The organism is Rhizobium sp. WYCCWR10014 (assembly GCF_001657485.1).
GTDB lineage: Bacteria > Pseudomonadota > Alphaproteobacteria > Rhizobiales > Rhizobiaceae > Rhizobium.
Genome location: NZ_LXFU01000048.1, coordinates 219,564 through 238,416, shown reverse-complemented (window position 1 = coordinate 238,416; position 18,853 = coordinate 219,564). Strand labels below are relative to the sequence as shown.

Genomic DNA, 18,853 nt, shown 5'->3' with positions numbered 1-18,853 from the left:
CTAAAATCCGACCGACCGCAGGTAATCGCGGCTTTGCTTCACATCTTCGAGGCTGCCGGCGACATTCCTCGGATCACGCTCCTGTTCGACGGTGATGAAGCCGTGGTAGCCGATCTCCTCGAGCGTTCGCTTGACGGCGGGATAATCGATGACGCCGCGGCCGATCGGGCACATGACACCCTGTCCGCAGGCCTCGAAGAAGCGGATCTTCTCGCCAAGCACACGGTCGAAGACGCTCTGGTCGATGTCCTTGAAGTGGACGTAGTCGAGCCTGTCGGCATAGCGGTGAAGCATTTCCACGGGATCCATGCCGGCATAATAGCTATGGCCGGTGTCGAGGCAGAAGCCGGCGATCTCCTGCGGAATGTCACCTGCCACCCGCTCGATTTCATCGGCAAATTCGATATAGCCGCCCGCATGCGGGTGGATGACGGCGCGCACGCCATATTTCTGCCGAGCGAGTTCGGCGATCGCCGTGATATTGGCGACCATCCCGGCCCAGGCCTTGTCATCGAGACGCGGCGCACGATCGGAATGGCCGGCAGCATAGTCCCGTTCGTCGTGCCCCCAGTCCATAACCGTGAGATAGGGGGTCCTGAACCGCTGACCTGCCACCTGTTCCGGCTGCGGCAGCCTGGTGATGACGGCGCAGATTTCGTCCGTCTGCCGCAGCAATGTCTCCCGGTTTTCAGGAGAGACGAGATCGTCGAAGATCGTGCCGGCGACGATGAAGAGATTGCGCTCGGTGAGCGCCTTTGCAACAAGCGCATCATCGAGCGGCACGTAGCCGTACGGCCCGAGTTCGAGGCCGCCATAGCCGGCCGCCGCCGCCTCGTCGAAGACGCGTTCCCAGGAGGGAAGGTTTGGATTGTTGACGTCGTCCACGCCCCAGCAGCAGGGGGCTGTCGTAATCGTGATGGTCACGGTTTTATTCCTGATAGTGGGTGCCGGGACGGATGTTGGCGATCAGCCAAGTTTCCCGGGCCAGTATTTGTCGACATATTTTTGAATTTCGGAGCGCATGAAGCGCCCGGAATCGTCGGCACGTTCTTCCCAGCCGAAGACGCAGGCGGTGATGATGCCGTCGAACCCGACCGCGGCGAGCGAGGAGAAGAAGACATCCCAATTGATCTCGCCTTGGTACATATCCATGTGCTGATGGATGGTGACCTTCGCGCCCGGCGGATTGATGATGTAGCGCAGCCCTGACGACGCCTTGTGATTATAGGTATCGGCCACATGCACATGGGCGATCAGCGGGCCGGCATCGCGGATCATCCGCGCCATGTCGTCACCGAAATAGAAGGTATGCGGCGCGCAATAGAGGAATTTGACGTTCTTCGAGCCGATGGTCTTCAGCATGTCGATCGCCGGATGCAGCGTTTCGCACCAATCTTCCGGATGCGGTTCCATGTTGAGCGTGACGCCCTCGCGCTCGAACACCGGAACGAGCTCTTCTATCGAGCGCCACCAGGCAGCCTCGCTGTGTTCGTGGGTATGCATGCCGCCGCAGCAGCTGGCGCGGTGGCTGCGATCCGGCGACGGCCCGCGGCCGAATTCCGAGTTCATCGTATCGCAGCCCATTTCGGCGGCGATCGCGATTGCTTCCTTCCAGTAGCGCACCGCGGCCTGCCGCTCGTCCTCATGCGGGCTCGCCCAGCGATACATCGGCAGGATCGAGGCGAGCTGGACGCCGTGATCCTTCAGGGCCGCCTTGAATTCCGCGATGCGTTCCTTGTGCGCCCGCGGGCGCACCCACCAGGGCAGAAAATCGTCGCGCGGTGAAAGCTCGATATGCTCATAGCCGAGTTCCGCTGCCTTGCGGCAGAGGTCGCGCAGGTTGAGGTGACGGTGCATATGCGGGTCGAGTGCGATCTTCATCTGGCTCCTCCGTCATCCCCCGGCCGCTTCGCGCCGGCGGATGATCCTTGATCTCGGTTGTTTTGGACGTCCGGTGCTCCTCCCGGATTGCGGGCACGATACTGCCGCGGCGCCCCTATGCTCCAATGCTTCCTTGATCAAATTTGATCATTGACGACACAGCGCGCCGATGCTCTGCTCTGTCAGCTTTGGGAGTGAGTGAGCCCTGATGAAGGTGACTTTGAAGGATGTCGCAAGCCAAGCCGGCGTTGGCACAGCGACCGTCGAGCGCGTCCTTAACGGCCGCGGCGGCGTGCGGCCGGAGACGGTGGAGAAAGTCTTCCTGGCGGCAAGACGGCTTGAATACCGGCAAAGCCTGCCGGTCGCCCATCGCGGCCTGATCCGGATAGAGGTCATCCTCGTTCGCCCGGAGACCAGCTTCTATTCGCGTCTGAACCGGGCGTTCGAGCGCATCGCCGCCTCGCTTGACGACAGCATCACCGTTCACCGCACCTTCGTCCGCGAGAACGAGCCGGCGCAATTTGCCCACTACATCGCCAATCCGACGGCGCGCCGGTCGGCGCTGATCGTCGTTGCGCCCGACCATGCCGATGTCGTCACCAGCGTGCGCAAGGCCGCCGGTCTCGGCATTCCCGTCGTTCAGATCATGACCCGTCCAGCCTCGGAACTGCCCTATGTCGGCATCGACAACTATGCCGCCGGACGCACGGCGGCTCACTACATGTCAGGCATGCTGGCGCAGCGCACTGGTTCGTTCGTCGCTCTCTGCCATAGCGGCGCCTATGAGAACCACAAGGAGCGGATTCGCGGCTTCTCCAGCTATCTCTCGGAGAAGGGTTCAAACGACCATCGTTTCATCGAGGTCATGTTCGACCTCGATGACGAGCACAATGCCATGGAGTTGCTGCAAGCGGCACTCCGGCGGGAGCCTGGCATCATCGGCGTCTATAGTGCGGGCGGCGATAACAAGGGTGTTGCGAGCGTGCTCGAGACAAACAAGGCCAGGCGGGCGTTCTGGGTCGGCCACGAATTGACGGGAGAGACGCAGGACTATCTCCGTCGTGGCATCATGTCGATCGTGCTCGACCAGGCGCCGGAGGTGCAGGCGAGGCGATCGATAGACCTTGCCCTGAACAGGCTCGGCCTTATCGAGGTGGAGGTCAGCGCCGAGCCGGTGCGCTTCCTGACGATCACGTCGGAAAATCTCTGAGGCGGGATAAGGATGCCCGGACAATCCGCTCGAATGAGCACCAGCGGCTTTCACGGACGCTGGCGCGACCTTACTGCAGCTGCGGCTTTCTGAGAAAGCTGTTGCGGTCGGCGGACTTGATGCGCAGCCAGGCTTCCCGGCCGTTCCTGAGGACGCGCATCGGGATTTCGGCGCCGGCCGGGCCGCTGCTCCAGAGCTTGCGGTAGAAGTCGGCCAGGCCATCGACCTCTTCGTCGCGGATCTCCGAAATGATATCGCCCTGACGCAGTCCCGCCTGGGCGGCCGGACCGCCTTCGGCCACGCTCATGACCACCACGCCGCCATTGCTCTCGGCGGAGAAGGCGCCGAGCCAGGGCCGCGGCGGCTTGTTGACCTGGCCGCGGTTCAGGAGATCGTCGAGGATCGGCGGCAAAAGGTCGATCGGCACGACCATGTTGATATCCGCAACCTCGTCGCCATGGCTCATCTGCAGGCGAAGCGAACCGATACCGAGAAGCTTGCCGTCCGAACCGATCAGCGCCGCGCCACCCCAGGAGGGATGGGCCGGTGCTGTGAAAATCGCCTCGTCCAGCAGATATTCCCAATAGCCGGCAAATTCCTGCCGGGCGACGATGTTTGCCTCGACGAACTCACCGATCCCATCCGCCAGCACGACAGGGTCGCCGGCCTTGGCCGTCGCCGCGTTGCCGAGATCCACCGCCGGCGCGTTCAAGGGGCCAAGCGCCTGGACCAGGCCGAAACCGCTTTCCTGATCATAGGCAAGCGCATGCGCGGGAACCACCCGCCCGTCATGGGTCGTCAGCCAGACCTCTTCGGCCTCGGTGATGAGATAACCGATGGTCAGCACCAGTCCGTTGTCGCGAATGACCACGCCGCTGCCCTCCCGGACAGTGCCCAGCGTCTCCGCCGTGAAGGCATCTTCCGGAATGGAGGAGCGGACAGCTACGACTGACCGCAAAATCGGATCGATATTCATGCTTTCATCCCGATGGGCGCCGACGCGAAGGGCCGAAAGCCGGCGCATTCTTCCTTGAATAGGTAAGAGAATGGATGGCGGGTGCAAGACCGTATCGGAGGGAATTTCGGCAGGCCAACGCGCGACCTCCCTCCGATGCCCGCACCAGTCAAGGTTTCACTGAGCGCCGAGCCTATCTCGCATGGCACCGGCGGGCGGCTGAGCGCGACCATATTGCCGCGGCGAGCATCCCATCACTCTCTTGAAAGCGGTGCTGAATGCGCTTTCGGATTCATAACCGAGCGACAGGGCGACACCGGCAATTGCTTCGGCCGAGTTTGTCAATCGGTCACCTGCGAGGAGCATGCGCCAGCGCGTCAGATAATCCATCGGCGCAAGCCCGACCTTTTCCTTGAAGTGGAGAGCAAAACTGGACCGTGACATCGAGGCCCTTTCAGCCAGCGACTGCAGCGTCCACCTGCGGCCTGGATCGGCATGCACGGCACCGATAGCCGCACCGATCCGCCGGTCGGTAAGCGCAAAAAGCCAGCCGACGCCGCGCGCATTCGGCGATGCGATATGGAGGCGCAACACCTGCATGAGCATGACATGAGCAAAATGCTCCGCCATCAGAAAGCCACCTGGCTGCTGGTCGCGCAATTCGCGCGTCATCCGATCGAGACACCAGCGCAGCACGGCGGCGTGATCGGAATCCCTCTTCACATGGACGATCGGCGGCAGGATTCCGAGAAGGATGTCCGAATTTCCTCCCGAAAAGGAAAAACGGCTGCCGATCAGGAAGAAATCGCCGCCGCCATTGCAAGTCGCAATGCCGTCGCGGGCGATCGAATAGATCGCTTCGGACGGGATCGCTTCGAGAGCCGGATCGCTGGCGAGACGAAAGGCTCGGCGGCTCGTCAGCAGAAAGCAGTCGCTTTCCTCCAGGCGGACAGCTTCGGGGACGCCATCGACACTCAGCCAGCACGCGCCTGAAATCACCGCGTTGAACTTGATGCCATCCGGGGGCGGAAAATCGATCGCCCAAGCGCCGCCAGCGTCGAGCCCCGCGGAAACATAGCTGCGCGGTTTGAGCAATGCGAGAACATCGGATAACGGGTCCATGTAAAAATCCGGACGATGGCGAAGAGATGTCGGATTTTAGCGCATGGATCGTCTGGAGACCACGCCCTATTCTCGCGACCGTCATCCCGAGCGACGGCAAGGTCGCAGAACAAAGGTAATTATCATGAATGACAAACAAGTCCCCATCGGCTCCGGATTTGGAGCCCACACGACGGCCGACGAGGTTCTGGCCGGTCTCGATCTTTCCGGCAAGTGCGCCATCGTCACCGGCGGCCATTCCGGCCTCGGGCTCGAGACCACGCGCGCTCTGGCGGGCGCCGGCGCCAAGGTGACCATCGGCGCAAGGAACATCGAGGCGGCGCGCATCGCGGTCGCCGGTATCGATGGCGTAGAGATTGATCGGCTCGACCTTTCCGACCTCGAAAGCGTTCGCGTCTTTGCCGAGCGGTTCGTCGCGTCTGGCCGCGGCATCGACACTCTGATCAACAGCGCCGGCATCATGGCCTGCCCGGAAACGCGGATCGGCGACGGATGGGAGGCACAGTTCGCGACCAACCATCTCGGCCATTTCGCCTTGGTCAACCGCCTTTGGCCGGCGATCTCGCCCGGCGCTCGCATCGTTTCGGTTTCCTCCGGTGGCCATCACAACTCGGCCATACGATGGGAGGATGTGCAATTCGAGACCGGTTACGACAAATGGCGGGCCTACGGTCAGTCGAAGACCGCCAACGCACTGTTCGCCGTGCATCTGGACAGGCTCGGGCGCGACACCGGCATCCGCGCCTTCTCGCTGCACCCGGGCAAGATCTTTACCCCCTTGCAGCGCCATCTCGCAAAGGAGGAAATGGTCAGTGCCGGCTGGATCGATGCAGACGGCAAGCCGATTGATCCGACATTCAAGACGCCAGCCCAGGGGGCAGCGACGCAGGTTTGGGCGGCGACCTCGCCGCAACTTGACGGTATGGGAGGCCTCTATTGCGAGGACTGCGATATCGCCATCCGTGCTAAGGATGGAGAACCCGGCGGCATCAGCGATCATGCAGCCAATCCCGAGGAGGCGGCACGCCTGTGGATCTTGTCGGCAAGGCTGACCGGCATCGACGCTTTCGCGGCGTACGCCTGAAGCCATAGTTCGCGGCAACCCTCGTCAAGGCGCGCTGAAGACGCTGCCGATTGTCTTGCCGTCCTCGCGCATCACCCGGACCTTCTCGGGTGAAAGCCCGATCGGCAAGCCGAGCAGATCGTCAGCACGTCATTGGCGCACACGCTGCCGAAATCGGCCTGCGACGGCGCGGTCGCCGTGCCAGATTGTATTTGCGCAGATAGCAGTCAAGTCCGGCGACAATCCGTCATGAAAACGTTTCAAGGCACGCGCAAAAGCTGCGCCATTCCGTCCTGCGTCGTTCGCCGGACTTGGCGCGTGACATTTTTCGTGACAGCGGCATTGTGCAACAATATACGGTCAATCTCATCAGGAATCAGACCGACACGGATCACGACATGAAAGACTGGCATCCCGATCTCAGCCGCAGCAGCAGCCCCCGTTATATGGCGATCGCCGATGTGATCGAAATGGATCTGCGCAGCGGGCATCTGGTGATTGGGGACCGGCTGCCGCCGCAACGCGAACTCGCCAAGCGGCTGAATGTCGATTTCACCACGGTGGCAAGAGGTTATGTCGAGGCGCAGAAGCGCGGGCTTGTCGATTCGCATGTCGGCCGCGGCACCTTCGTCACCGGTGGTGCGGACAAGGAACGCCAGGGCTTCGCGCCCGACGCCGCGCCCGATCCCCGCCGCGCCTCCATCGTCGATTTCTCGATGAACATGCCGCCGGAACCGGATGATCCCGAGCTGATCGCCCGCATGCGCGAGGGCATGTCGGCGGTGACGGCGAACCTCATTCCACTTCTGCGCTACCAGGGTTTCGGCGGCTCCAGCATGGACAAGGAGGCTGCTGCCTCCTGGCTCAGCCGTCGCGGGCTGGTGCCCTCGCAGGAGCGCATCTTCGTCACACCTGGCGCCCATCCGGCCCTGCTGGCGATCTTCGGTCTACTGGCAAAACCGGGCGAGACCGTGCTTTCGGAAATCATCACCTATCCCGGCATGCGCTCGATCGCCGCCCAGCTGCGGCTCAATCTGACCGGCCTGCCGATGGACGAGGACGGTATCCTGCCGGACGCCTTTGCCGAGGCCTGTGAGAGATTGAAGCCGAAGGCGCTCTATCTCAATCCGACGCTGCAGAACCCGACGACGCTGACCATTCCGGCCAGGCGCCGCGAGGAAATCTGCGCCGTTGCCCGCAAATATCACGTGCCGATCGTCGAAGACGATGCCTATGGCTTCATTCCGCAGCACGGCCCGGCGCCGCTCGCGGCGACGGCGCCCGATCTGACCTGGCATATCGGCGGGCTGGCGAAATGCATCGGCGCGGGTCTGCGCCTTGCCTATGTCGTGGCGCCGGACAGCAAGGCCGTGTGGCCCTTCGTCAGCGCCATGCGCGCCAACAATGTCATGGCCTCGCCGCTGACCGTGGCGCTCGCCACCCGCTGGGTCGAGGACGGCACTGCCGATACGATCCTGCGTTTCATCCGTGCCGAGGCCGCCGCCCGCCAGCAAATGGTCGCCGCCATCCTGCCGGACGGCAGCTACCGCGCCGATCCGATCAGCTTCAACATCTGGCTGCCGCTCTCCAATGGCTGGACCCGCTCCACCTTCGGCAGCCATACCCGTTCTTCCGGCATCGGCGTCGTCGCAAGCGATGCCTTCACGGTCGAGGGCACGGCGCCCGAGGCCGTGCGTGTCTGCCTTGGCGGACCGATCACCCGGGAGAAACTGCAGGGCGCACTGGAATTCATGGCCCATGCGCTGGAAGGCCCGCCGGAAATGGCGGCGTCGTTCTTCTGAGGCGGAACCCCGGGCTGAACAGGCAGGGACGAAAGCCGGAGGCGGTTGAGATCAGATCGGTCGCGCCCAGATCTATCCGGGCATGGGCGAAGCGTAACCGTCACGTTGACCACCGCGTTCACGTCTGATTCGCCCTGGCTGCCAGGCCTGGCTGCGCCCCAAATGCCGCTTGATCAATCTGCAGTCAGCTTGCTGCCGGCATGCGCTGAGGAGCTCTGCGGCATTCTGGCGAATTGACTGGTAAGTTCCCTATAATGTAATTATATTGCATGCAGTCATTGTGAATATTGATGGCATCGATGTTTGCGAAGCAAGAAAGCGAGATCGTCATGGACACGGAATATCCCCCACTTCCTCCGATGCAGACCGGCATCAAGGGACGCTGCCCGCGCTGCGGCCAGGGCCATATGTTCAAGGGCTTCCTGACGTTGCAGCCGGAATGCGAGGTCTGCGGTCTCGATTATTCCTTCGCCGATCCGGCTGACGGTCCGGCCTTCTTCGTCATCTGCTTCGCCTGCATCCCGAGCGTGCTGCTCGGCGTCTGGCTGGAGGTGGCCTTTTCGGCGCCGATCTGGGTGCAGCTTCTGGTCACCGGCCCCTTCATGCTCGCCACCTGCATTCCGCCGCTGCGGCCGCTGAAGGGCTGGCTGGTGGCCAGCCAGTATTTTTACAAGGCGGAAGAGGGTAAGCTTGCCTGACGCCTATCTCAGCGTCGCGCGCAGGCGCGGCGTTGCGAAATCGAGCAGCGCCCGCAGTTTCAGGGGCACCAGTCCCTGCGCGGGATAGATCAGATGCACCGGCGCCGGCGGCGGTTCGAAATCTTGGAGCAGCGGCACCAGCAGACCAGCCGTCTCGGCGCGTGCGGCCTGGTAGGAGAGTACGCGCGTGATGCCGAGGCCGGCGACAGCCGCATCGACCGCCGCCTCGGCGGTGTTGACGGCCAGCCGTGAGCGGATCGGTACCGTGAGATCATGTTTGCCCTCGGTGAATGTCCAGTTCAGCATCGAGGCCATGCCCTCGAAAGTGACGCAGTCATGCGCGGTTAGATCGCCTGGATGCCGGGGCAGGGCGTGCCGCTCGAGATAATCCGGGCTGGCATAGACCGTGCGGCGGATCGCGCCGAGCCTTGTGGCGATCAGGTTGCTGTCCGGCAGATTGCCGATCCTGAGCGCCACGTCGATATGATCCTCGACGAGGTTCGACAGCCGGTCGCCAAGCATCAGCCGCAGATTGATATCGGGATAGGCTTTCAGGAAATCCACCACGACAGGCAGGACATGCAGCCGCCCGAAGACGATCGGCGCGGTCATCGTCAGTTCGCCTTTCGGGGCGCTATATTCGCCGGCCGCCGTCCGTTCCGCCTCTTCCACCCGATCGAGAATTTCCCGTGCCGCCTCGACATAGGAGCGACCGGCTTCCGTCAGCGTGATCTTCCGGTTGCTCCGCTGCAGCAGTTGGGCGTTGAGATGTGTTTCCAGTTCCGAAACCTTGCGGCTGACGGTTGCGAGCGGGGATCTGAGATGCCGTGAGGCGGCCGACAGGCTGCCCTGTTCGACAACGGCAAGAAGCACGGTCATGGCGTCGAGTCGGTCCATTCTATCCTTCCATGAATTGGTAACATGCCTTCCAGATTAGCATTCTACTGCAGCCAGGTGGAAGGCAGTAAATTACCGCAGATGGTTCGAAGCGGCCATCGCCAAACCGCGTCGATTAGAAGACCAGGGAACCATCATGAAACTCTATCACCACCCGCTTTCCGGCCATGCCCACCGGGCTCACCTGTTCCTGTCGCTGCTTGGCGTGCCCCATGAACTGGTCGAGGTCGACCTGGCGGCTGGCGCTCACAAGACGCCGGACTTTCTGAAGCTCAATCCCTTTGGACAGGTGCCGGTGCTCGACGACAACGGCACGGTCATCGCCGATTCCTCCGCCATCCTCGTCTATCTCGCGCGCAAATACGGCCGCACCGACTGGCTGCCGGAAGAAGCGGTGGCAGCGGCCCGCATACAGAAATGGCTCTCGGTTGCATCAGGCGAGATCGCCTACGGTCCCTGTGCTGCGCGCCTGGTTACCGTCTTCGGCGCCGATTTTCGCACCGACGAGGTGATCGCCCGGGCGCACCGCATTCTCGCACTGGTCGAGGCGGAACTGGGCGCTCGCCGCTTTCTGCTCGGCGACAATGCGACGATCGCCGACATCGCGCTCTACAGCTACATCGCCAATGCGCCGGAGGGCAATGTCGACACCTCGGCCTATCGGGCGGTGCGCGCCTGGCTTGCTCGTATCGAGGCGCTGCCGGGCTTCGTCGGTTTTCGCAGGACGAAGATCGGTCTTGCCGCATGAAAAGCCGCCGGGACGGACTACCGTCCCGCTTTCCTCAATGATACCCGCAAGGAAATCGAGATGTTGGAGCAGACAGAACAGGATGCGCCGTCACCCTGGCACGAGGGTGAACTCGCCATCCAGCGCAGCGTCGGTGTCGTCGAACGCATGGACGGGCCGGGACGGAATTTCGTCCGCAACGCCATGCCGGAACAGCACCGCGCCTTCTTTCCGATGCTGCCTTTCGTCGTGCTCGGCGCCGTCGATGCCAGGGGTGATGTCTGGGCAACGGTACGGGCTGAACGACCGGGCTTCATGGCCTCGCCTGAGCCGGAGATTCTTGAGGTCGGTCTACCGCGCGACCCGGCCGATCCTGCCGATGCCGGCATGGAGGATGGCGACGCGATCGCCATGCTTGGCATCCAGCTCGAGACCCGGCGGCGTAACCGCCTGAACGGCGTGATCCGCAGGACGGACGCTAAAGGTTTTGACGTTCGCGTCGGCCAGAGCTTCGGCAATTGCCCGCAATATATCCAGCCTCGCTCTGCCGCCTTTGTCCGAGATCCCGATATGTCGACGGCGACGCAGCCGCGTCATTCCGGTCAACTCGACGATCAAGCGCGGCGGATGATTGAGAGCGCCGATACGTTTTTCGTCGCCTCCTATGTCGACCGCGACAATGGCGAGCGGCAGGTGGACGTGTCCCATCGCGGCGGCAATGCCGGCTTCGTGCGTGTCGGCGCCGACGGTGTGCTGACCATTCCCGATTTCGCCGGCAATCGGTTCTTCAACACGCTTGGCAATATCCTCGTCAATTCGAAGGCAGGGCTGGTCTTCGTCGATTTCGAAACCGGCGATATGCTGCAGATGACGGGAAATGCCGAAGTGCTGCTGGATTCGCCCGATATCGCCACCTTTCAGGGCGCAGAACGGCTATGGCGTTTCACGCCGGAAGAGATCGTGCTTCGCCCGGATGCTCTGCCGCTGCGGTGGCGGAAGGAGAGCGTGGATCTGCTGCGCCGTTCGCGCGGGTGAGGGTGCCCCCTTGGCTGCCTCTCGATCCCAGGCGAACGTCGCTTCAAAGCGGCTTGCCAATCATTGTACCAATCGGTACAATGATAACCGTTCAGTACAGGAGTGATCATGTCCAGCCTTGTCCCGCCCTTCACCCTTGAGACCGCCACCCAGAAAGTCCGTCTTGCCGAGGACGGCTGGAACAGCCGTGATCCCGAGCGCGTCTCGCTCGTCTATACGCCAGACAGCCGCTGGCGGAACCGTGCCGAATTCGTCACCGGCCGTGCCGAGATCGTCGCCTTCCTCACCCGCAAATGGGCAAAGGAGCTGGATTACCGGCTGATCAAGGAGATCTGGGCTTTCACCGACAGTCGCATCGCCGTCCGCTTCGGATATGAATGGCATGATGACAGCGGCAACTGGTTCCGCTCCTATGGCAACGAGAACTGGGAATTCGACGCCGCCGGTTTGATGCAGCGCCGCTTCGCCTGCATCAACGACCTGCCGATCCGCGAATCGGAACGCAAGTACCATTGGCCGCTCGGCCGGCGGCCGGACGACCATCCCGGTCTGACCGAACTCGGCCTTTGATCAAGCCAAGGGAAGTTCGCGGGTGAAAACTGTCTACGAACGCGCCGACATCATACCGTTGCTCGCCGAAATCTTCCGCGAACTCGGCTATGAGGGCGCGTCGCTCAGCCGCATCACCGAGCGCACCGGCATCGGCAAGGGCAGCCTCTATCATTTCTTTCCCGGCGGCAAGGAGGAGATGGCGGGCGCAGTGCTCGCCGATGTCGATGCCTGGTTCGAGCATGCGATCTATCGGCCGCTGAGAAAGGACGACGCTCGTGAGGCGATCGCGGCGATGTGGACGAATGTGAACGATTACTTCCACTCCGGCCGCCGCATCTGCCTCGTCGGCGCCTTCGCGCTTGACGAAACCCGCGAACGGTTTTCAGCAGCGATCCGCGACTATTTCATTCGCTGGATCGACGCCTTGCGTTCGGCGCTGATCCGGGCAGGCTGCCCGGAGGAGGAGGCGCAAGCGCTCGCCGAGGAGGGCGTCGCGGGCATTCAAGGTGCGCTGGTGCTGTCGCGCGCGCTGGACGACAGGATGGTTTTCACCCGATCGTTGGACACGCTGGCGAAACGGCTCGATGCTGTGATGCGATAGGGGCGGTGACGTGATGAGGGGCAAACCGCTGGGACGTTTATTGCAGCTGTGAAGGATTCACCCGGCCACGAGTGACTGGCCGGGGCATTGATCGGGCGCTGGGGCGGCGCTCGAGCTTACATTGGTACCGCTTTGCGTCTATTTCAGCGTTGTTGTTGAGGCTGCTGGGCCGGGCGCGTATTTTCCCGTTCAGGGCGAACCTGGCGCCATTCGTTTTCCATCTGGTCGACGACATGCTGGGGAATGGTAGTTTGGGTAGTGGCGGGCGTCTGCATCGGAAGTCTCCTCTTTTCGTGGTAAGGCTTCAGGGCAGAAAGATGCATTGCACAAGACAAAAGGCGTGTAAATCAGTGGTTTAAACACTTTAAACGATTAAATCGAATTTAATCGATTAAGATAGTTTTAACCTTGATATTTGAGGGAAGCGCGGAATGGTTGTCCACATGGACCGGGCATTCTTTTTCGATACGGTACGGCACCAACTCTTCAAAGGAAACCTGACTCAGCCTCAGGTAGTGGGTATCACGGCGATCCTCGACGCCTGGGAAGAACGGTTTGCCGGTGCCGACCGGCGGTGGCTCGCCTATATCCTCGCAACCGCTTACCACGAGACCGCCTACACGATGCAGCCGGTGCGCGAGACGCTGGCGGAAAGCGATGCGCGCGCGGTCGAGATCCTGGAAACGGCCTTTGCCGCAGGTCGGCTCTCCTGGGTGAAGACGCCCTACTGGCGGCCGGACGAGGATGGCTGCAGCTGGCTCGGCCGCGGCCTGGTGCAGCTCACCCATAAGCGGAACTATGAGGCGATGAGCGTGCTGACCGGGATCGACCTCGTTGCCGATCCCGACCGGGCGATGGAGATGGATGCGGCGGTGACGATCCTGATCGAAGGCATGCTGCAGGGAAGTTTTACCGGCCACAAGCTCGCTGATCACCTGAACGCGACGACCGCGGATTGGGTGAATGCGCGCCGCATCGTCAACGGTACCGACCGGGCGGAAAAGCTGGCAAGCTACGCCATGGTCTTCGATGCGGCGATACGTCCCGATGCGGCCCGTGGCATGCTGGCGCGGTTGAAGGCCTGGGGCGCGCGTGTTATCGCCCAGCTGAGATCTGGAGTGCGGCGCGTCCGATAGGATGGGCCAAGGTGCTCCATCATTTTGACAAATCTGACAGGAGCTTCCGCGTGATCCGTCATATCGTCTTCTTCACGGTGCAGGAGCAACATCTGCAGGAGGTGAGGGCCGGGCTTTCTATACTGACCGGCATTCCGCATGCGCGGCTGCTGGAAATCGGTACCAATGTGAAGACCGATCAGCTGGGCACCGAGATCGATCTCGTGGTCTATGGCGAATTCGACGATGAGGCGGCCCTTGCCGCCTATAAGGCGCATCCCGATTATCAGCTCTCGATCGATCGCGTGCGGCCGCTCCGGGAAACGCGCATCGCCGCCGATTACGACAGCCGCACGGCGGTGACGCGGCCGCTCTGAATTGCGCAAGCAGTCCAACTGCCAAGCTGCATTCCGTTGAAATTTCAAATGGATGAATGATCTTCCGGATTCAGATCGCTGCGAAGCTGACTCAACTTCCGAAGTACCGGACTCAACTTTCGAAAAAGCGGCGGCAAGCGATTCTAAAGATTCGTAAAACCGGCTGCTGGTTCCGGGGCAGATTGCCCCAGCGGTTGCGGCGTGGACGGAAAGCCGCTCTCGTCCATGCTTGGATGATAATCAAGAAACTTTAAGAATGGCTGACTCTGATGCACGGGCGCCGCGCACCAGCGCCATCAGCATCAGCACGAAGATGAGCGACAATGCCGCCAGAACGGCGCAGGCCGCCAGCGCCGGGCCGGTGCCAGCGCGGTCGAGGATGGCGGTGAAGATGACCGGGGCGATGGCGTTGGCGAGGTTCTGCGGCAGCGACAGCCGCGCCGATTGCAATCCGAATTCGCGCGGTGAGAACAGCGCCAGCGGCAGCAGCGCGCGGGCGACGGTCATGACGCCGGTGCCGAACCCATAGAACAGGACGAAGGTGACGAGCAGCGGCGTCGACGGGCTGGCAACCAGCATGATAACGAAGCTGATCATCATCAGACTGATGCCCATAGCCGCGCTGAGCATGGGGTTGCCGCGCCGGCCGAGCAGCATGTCGAGGAAACGTGCCGAGATGCCGAGGATGCCGCGTGCCGAGCCGAGCTGTAGCGCAAAGGCCGGCGAGGCGCCGGACTGGCGGAAGATTTCGAGCAGCGATGGCGAGATGCCGAAGGTGACGAAGGTCGAGATCGTCGTCGCCGCGGCGATCAGCAGAAAGGCTCTGCGCTGCTTGGCCTTCGACAGCGGCACCGGAGCGATTTCGGCTGTGCCGCCGTCGACATGTGTTGCGATCGGCTTCGGCAGGGCGAAGAGATGCAGCGGCAGACAGACGAAGAATTGCAGTGCCGCACAGACCAGGAAGGTGAGGCGCCAGCCGACCCCCTCGTTGAGCAGGCTGAGGATCGGCCAGAAGATGGCGCTCGAAAGTCCGGTGAACAGCATCAGGATGGCGATGACGCGTTTGCCGTTTGCGCCTTCGCGTTCGACGACGGCGGTATAGGCCGGTGCCGAGAGGCCAAATGCGCCGCCGATGCCGATGATGATCCAGGCGCTGGCATAGAGCACGAAGCCGTTTGCGGCAGCAAGCAGAAGCAGGCCAAGCGCAAAGGTCAGCGAGGCGGCCGAAAGCACCCAGGCAGCACCATAGCGGCCGAGCCACCGGCCGGTCGCCGGACCGACAATGGCGCTGACCACCATCATGATCGTCAGGCCGGCAAACACCACCTCGTTCGCCAGGCCGAGATCCGGCGCCACGACGCGGCCCATGACCCCGAGCATGTCGAACGTCGTGCCCCAGCCGATCAGCTGGGTAACGGCAAGGACGGTGACCGTCTGCGCCGAGCGGAAGCGGGAGGATTTTGGCATCGGTGCTGAAACGGTCTGAAATGTGGGGCAGCAAGGACATAACAGTTTCAACCGGCCGGTGAAAGCTGCGGGTGGCAGGAAAGAGAAGAGCGCGGCCGATTCGCAGACAAAGACTGTGGTGTCGGTCCCGCCGGCTTCCCGCCTTTACCGGAGGTGATGAAGAATGCGGGATCCCAAAGCCGAGGGTATCGTTTTGGACGCAACGGCGGCCGCCGGAGCTTACTGCAGCGGCTGTTTACAGGCGCTGAAACCAGCGGTCCCGAACAGTCGAGAACAGTTCTAAACACCCTGCATTACAGCGCATTCATTTGCCATTCAGGTCGCGTGAGTACATATTCGGAGCAAGTTGGCATTACCTTGAAAGCATAACACATGGCCTTTCCTCTGAGCGTCGCAGCATTGGCCGCCGGACTGGTGGTATCGGCGCCCTCACCGGACGCCACGAGCACTTTTGTCGTGCGTATCGGAGGCGATTGCAGCGCCGCCGCAGCCCAGGTCGTCGAGCAGACTGGCGGCCAGCTCCTGTCCGTGCAACCGGTGGGCGATACCTGCATCATCACCGTTCTTGTGCAGGGAAATGGCCAGCGTCCACGCAAAGTCACGGTAAAGGTTCCGATGTAGGCGGAATCGGCTTATTCAGGACAATTGATCGATTTGAAGCGGACGAAGGCGGACCGATGCGCATCCTGGTAGTCGAAGACGACGTTAATCTGAACCGGCAGCTGGCCGACACGCTGAAGGAGGCGGGCTATGTCGTCGACCAGGCATTCGACGGCGAGGAAGGCCATTTCCTTGGCGACACCGAACCCTATGATGCCATCATCCTCGATATCGGCCTGCCGGAGATGGACGGGGTTACCGTTCTTGAAAAATGGCGCGGCGCCGGCCGCGGCGTGCCGGTGCTGATTCTCACGGCGCGCGATCGCTGGAGCGACAAGGTCGCCGGCATCGACGCCGGTGCCGACGACTACGTCACCAAGCCCTTCCATGTCGAGGAAGTGCTGGCGCGCATTCGGGCGCTGATCCGGCGTGCGGCCGGGCATTCCTCATCCGAGATCATCTGCGGGCCGGTGCGGCTCGATACCAAATCCTCGAAGGCCACGGTCAACGGCACGACGCTGAAGCTGACCTCGCATGAATATCGCCTGCTTTCCTATCTCATGCATCACATGGGCGAGGTCGTCTCGCGCACGGAACTGGTCGAGCACATGTACGACCAGGATTTCGACCGCGATTCCAACACGATCGAGGTCTTCGTCGGCCGCCTGCGCAAGAAAATGGGAGTCGATCTGATCGAAACGGTGCGCGGTCTCGGTTACCGTATCCAAGCGCCGAAACATGCGAATTAAGTCGCTCACCGCACGTGTGTTGTTGCTGACTACGGTCTGGTCGACGGTGGCGCTGGTGGTGATCGGCCTCTTGATCTCCACCCTCTACCGCAAGAGCGCCGAACGCGGTTTCCAGGATCTGTTGCGGGCGCAGCTCTATAATGTCATCAATTCGGTGGTGATCGGCGATCAGGGGGCGCTCAGCGGCAGCCCGCAGCTCGGCGACCTGCGTTTTGCCCAGCCGAAGACCGGCTGGTACTGGGTGGTCGAGCCGCTTGGTACCTATACCACCGCACCGCTGGTGTCGCCTTCGCTGGGCTCGGCGCTCATTCCGGTTCCCTCCGTCGTCGAAGCGCCCTTCGACAAGAATTACGAGCGCTATTATCAGGTGACGGATGCCTCCGGGAACCGCGTGCAGGTGGCCGAGACCGAAGTGGTGCTCGATACCGACGGGCGTGCGGCGCGCGTCCGCGTCACCGGCAATGTCGATGTCGTCGAAGACGACGTGCGCACCTTTTCCCACAGCCTCTATCTGGCGCTCGCCGGTTTCGGCGTCGGCAGCCTGATCGTCAACGCGCTGGCGATTCTCTACGGCCTGAAGCCGCTCGACAAGGCACGTGCCGCGCTGGAGCGCATCCGCGCCGGCGAGAGCGAGCAGCTGAAGGGCGACTTCCCGCGCGAAATCCTGCCGCTCGCCAACGAGGTGAACGCGCTGATCGACAGCAACCGCCGCATCGTCGAGCGGGCCCGCATGCAGGTCGGCAATCTCGCCCACTCACTGAAGACGCCGATCGCAGTGCTTCTCAACGAGGCGCGCGTGCTGGAAAAATCCCATGGCGAACTGGTGCGCAGCCAGGCGGAAGCGATGCAGGGGCAGGTGCAGTCCTATCTCAATCGGGCGCGCATCGCCGCACAGCGCGAATCCGTGCTCGCCCGCACAGATGCGGAGCCGGCGCTGGAGCGGCTGGTGCGCGTCATGCGCCGGCTGAACGTCGATACCGAATTCGATCTCGTCGTCTCGCCGCCGCATCTGGCTGTTGCCATGGAGCAGCAGGATCTTGAAGAGACCGTCGGCAATCTCCTGGAAAATGCGGCGCGTTTTGCCAAAAGCAGGGTGCGGCTTTCGGCCGTCGAGGCCGGCGAGGATGTGAAGGGGGTGGAGGCGAGCGCGCGCCGCCACTGGGTGGAGCTCGCCGTCGAGGATGACGGGCCGGGCCTGGAGCCGGACCAGATCCGCGAGGCGCTGAAGCGCGGCCGCCGGCTCGACGAAAGCAAACCCGGAACCGGGCTCGGACTTTCGATCGTCACCGAGATTTCGAATGAATACCAGGGACGGCTCGAGCTTTCCCGCGGTGAATGGGGCGGGCTGAAGGCCAAGCTTATCCTGCCCGGCGTCACAAAGGATGTTGCATGAGCAACTGCTTGATGTCACAAAGATACTGGCAAATGTATAGCATGCTTTGCCTTAATGCTGACACGGGGACGCTGCACTTCGATCGGCTGAAATTGACCCCTGATCGTGGTTCGACGCAATGATTTTACGCTCGCAAGGCATGATCGTTTCTGCTCTTCTCGTCGCCGTCGCCGTCGCGCTGTCCGGCTGCACGACGACGAAGAGTGCCGCTTCGCGCGGTATTTTTTCGAGCAAGCCCTCGGCATCGGCCGCCTTCATCACTGCGCTGCAGGGCGGTATCGTCGGCCGCAGCGGCGTGACGCTGACCGACAGCGACAAGCAGCGGGCGCTCGAGGCGGAATATCGGGCGCTGGAAGGGGCGGCCGTCGGCCAGCCGGTGCTCTGGACCGGCAAGGACATCACCGGCAAGGTCGTCGCGGCGGCACCCTATCAGGTCGGCTCGCAGAACTGCCGGCAATATACCCACACACTGACCGTCGACGGCAAGGACACGGTGGCGCGCGGCGCTGCCTGCCGCAATAACGACGGCAGCTGGTCGCCGCTCTGAATTGCGGCCAATAGAGCGCCGCGCGTCCGACAGGGCGCGCTAAGGACGCTCTATCACTTTAA

21 protein-coding genes are annotated in these 18,853 nt (G+C 62.4%); 14 read left to right on the top strand and 7 right to left on the bottom strand.

From position 1 onward, the window contains the following. Together A6U98_RS27150 and A6U98_RS27145 are read right to left on the bottom strand one after the other, a co-directional pair. Entirely contained in the window at nucleotides 1-924 is a 924-nt protein-coding gene (locus tag A6U98_RS27150) for a TIM barrel protein (protein WP_064654058.1), read from the bottom strand. Nucleotides 925-966: 42 nt separating this feature from the next. After that, nucleotides 967-1,881: a sugar phosphate isomerase/epimerase gene (locus A6U98_RS27145; RefSeq protein ID WP_047619719.1), complete on the bottom strand. Its 915-nt coding sequence runs from the start codon at nucleotides 1,879-1,881 to the stop codon at nucleotides 967-969. Nucleotides 1,882-2,089: 208 nt separating this feature from the next. Here A6U98_RS27145 and A6U98_RS27140 point away from each other — a divergent pair, with 208 nt between their 5' ends. Further along, nucleotides 2,090-3,091 carry a LacI family DNA-binding transcriptional regulator gene (locus A6U98_RS27140; protein WP_064654057.1) on the top strand — a complete coding sequence of 334 codons (1,002 nt, stop codon included), beginning with the start codon at nucleotides 2,090-2,092 and terminating at the stop codon, nucleotides 3,089-3,091. A 70-nt stretch (nucleotides 3,092-3,161) separates the two neighbouring features. Here the strand turns inward: A6U98_RS27140 and A6U98_RS27135 are convergent, their stop codons facing one another. Continuing rightward, on the bottom strand, nucleotides 3,162-4,067 hold the full coding sequence (locus A6U98_RS27135; protein ID WP_027685383.1) for a S1C family serine protease: 906 nt from the start codon (nucleotides 4,065-4,067) through the stop codon (nucleotides 3,162-3,164). Nucleotides 4,068-4,223: 156 nt separating this feature from the next. Beyond that, on the bottom strand, nucleotides 4,224-5,168 hold the full coding sequence (locus tag A6U98_RS27130; protein WP_064654056.1) for an AraC family transcriptional regulator: 945 nt from the start codon (nucleotides 5,166-5,168) through the stop codon (nucleotides 4,224-4,226). A gap of 124 nt (nucleotides 5,169-5,292) precedes the next feature. Here A6U98_RS27130 and A6U98_RS27125 point away from each other — a divergent pair, with 124 nt between their 5' ends. The 3 genes from A6U98_RS27125 to A6U98_RS27115 all read left to right on the top strand — a co-directional run bounded on the left by A6U98_RS27125 (nucleotide 5,293) and on the right by A6U98_RS27115 (nucleotide 8,731). Continuing rightward, nucleotides 5,293-6,252 carry an SDR family NAD(P)-dependent oxidoreductase gene (locus A6U98_RS27125; RefSeq protein ID WP_064654055.1) on the top strand — a complete coding sequence of 320 codons (960 nt, stop codon included), beginning with the start codon at nucleotides 5,293-5,295 and terminating at the stop codon, nucleotides 6,250-6,252. A gap of 377 nt (nucleotides 6,253-6,629) precedes the next feature. Next, nucleotides 6,630-8,033 carry a PLP-dependent aminotransferase family protein gene (locus tag A6U98_RS27120; RefSeq protein WP_064654169.1) on the top strand — a complete coding sequence of 468 codons (1,404 nt, stop codon included), beginning with the start codon at nucleotides 6,630-6,632 and terminating at the stop codon, nucleotides 8,031-8,033. A 329-nt stretch (nucleotides 8,034-8,362) separates the two neighbouring features. Beyond that, nucleotides 8,363-8,731: a DUF983 domain-containing protein gene (locus A6U98_RS27115; protein WP_027665144.1), complete on the top strand. Its 369-nt coding sequence runs from the start codon at nucleotides 8,363-8,365 to the stop codon at nucleotides 8,729-8,731. 3 nt (nucleotides 8,732-8,734) lie between these two features. On the opposite strand, the gene A6U98_RS27110 is transcribed toward A6U98_RS27115, so the two are convergent. Further along, nucleotides 8,735-9,628 carry a LysR family transcriptional regulator gene (locus A6U98_RS27110; protein ID WP_064654054.1) on the bottom strand — a complete coding sequence of 298 codons (894 nt, stop codon included), beginning with the start codon at nucleotides 9,626-9,628 and terminating at the stop codon, nucleotides 8,735-8,737. A 136-nt stretch (nucleotides 9,629-9,764) separates the two neighbouring features. On the opposite strand from A6U98_RS27110, the gene A6U98_RS27105 reads away from it, so the two are divergent. The 4 genes from A6U98_RS27105 to A6U98_RS27090 all read left to right on the top strand — a co-directional run bounded on the left by A6U98_RS27105 (nucleotide 9,765) and on the right by A6U98_RS27090 (nucleotide 12,543). After that, on the top strand, nucleotides 9,765-10,376 hold the full coding sequence (locus A6U98_RS27105) for a glutathione S-transferase family protein (protein WP_064654053.1): 612 nt from the start codon (nucleotides 9,765-9,767) through the stop codon (nucleotides 10,374-10,376). Between the two features lie 60 nt (nucleotides 10,377-10,436). Next, on the top strand, nucleotides 10,437-11,390 hold the full coding sequence (locus A6U98_RS27100; RefSeq protein ID WP_064654052.1) for a pyridoxamine 5'-phosphate oxidase family protein: 954 nt from the start codon (nucleotides 10,437-10,439) through the stop codon (nucleotides 11,388-11,390). A 108-nt stretch (nucleotides 11,391-11,498) separates the two neighbouring features. After that, complete coding sequence (locus A6U98_RS27095) at nucleotides 11,499-11,960, top strand: nuclear transport factor 2 family protein (RefSeq protein WP_064654051.1); 462 nt, start codon at nucleotides 11,499-11,501, stop codon at nucleotides 11,958-11,960. Nucleotides 11,961-11,982: 22 nt separating this feature from the next. Next, nucleotides 11,983-12,543, top strand: a complete 561-nt coding sequence (locus A6U98_RS27090; RefSeq protein ID WP_064654050.1) for a TetR/AcrR family transcriptional regulator — start codon at nucleotides 11,983-11,985, stop codon at nucleotides 12,541-12,543. 143 nt (nucleotides 12,544-12,686) lie between these two features. Here the strand turns inward: A6U98_RS27090 and A6U98_RS38070 are convergent, their stop codons facing one another. Further along, a complete protein-coding gene (locus A6U98_RS38070; protein ID WP_280818219.1) occupies nucleotides 12,687-12,818 on the bottom strand; it encodes a hypothetical protein in 132 nt (43 codons plus the stop codon). Nucleotides 12,819-12,974: 156 nt separating this feature from the next. On the opposite strand from A6U98_RS38070, the gene A6U98_RS27085 reads away from it, so the two are divergent. Continuing rightward, entirely contained in the window at nucleotides 12,975-13,679 is a 705-nt protein-coding gene (locus A6U98_RS27085) for a chitinase (protein ID WP_027685374.1), read from the top strand. Nucleotides 13,680-13,729: 50 nt separating this feature from the next. Then, the gene (locus A6U98_RS27080) at nucleotides 13,730-14,035 is read left to right on the top strand and encodes a Dabb family protein (RefSeq protein ID WP_027685373.1); all 306 of its coding nucleotides are present in this window, start codon (nucleotides 13,730-13,732) and stop codon (nucleotides 14,033-14,035) included. Between the two features lie 240 nt (nucleotides 14,036-14,275). Here the strand turns inward: A6U98_RS27080 and A6U98_RS27070 are convergent, their stop codons facing one another. Then, entirely contained in the window at nucleotides 14,276-15,502 is a 1,227-nt protein-coding gene (locus A6U98_RS27070; protein WP_156667900.1) for an MFS transporter, read from the bottom strand. Between the two features lie 372 nt (nucleotides 15,503-15,874). Between A6U98_RS27070 and A6U98_RS27065 the strand changes: the two genes are divergently transcribed. The 4 genes from A6U98_RS27065 (at nucleotide 15,875) to A6U98_RS27050 (ending at nucleotide 18,791) form a co-directional block, all read left to right on the top strand. Next, entirely contained in the window at nucleotides 15,875-16,123 is a 249-nt protein-coding gene (locus A6U98_RS27065; protein WP_003557930.1) for a hypothetical protein, read from the top strand. 56 nt (nucleotides 16,124-16,179) lie between these two features. After that, on the top strand, nucleotides 16,180-16,851 hold the full coding sequence (locus tag A6U98_RS27060) for a response regulator transcription factor (protein ID WP_003546765.1): 672 nt from the start codon (nucleotides 16,180-16,182) through the stop codon (nucleotides 16,849-16,851). After that, entirely contained in the window at nucleotides 16,841-18,244 is a 1,404-nt protein-coding gene (locus A6U98_RS27055) for a HAMP domain-containing sensor histidine kinase (RefSeq protein WP_064654047.1), read from the top strand. The genes A6U98_RS27060 and A6U98_RS27055 overlap by 11 nt, the downstream gene beginning before the upstream one ends. 118 nt (nucleotides 18,245-18,362) lie before the next feature. Further along, on the top strand, nucleotides 18,363-18,791 hold the full coding sequence (locus A6U98_RS27050) for a hypothetical protein (RefSeq protein ID WP_064654046.1): 429 nt from the start codon (nucleotides 18,363-18,365) through the stop codon (nucleotides 18,789-18,791). Nucleotides 18,792-18,853: the final 62 nt, after the last annotated feature.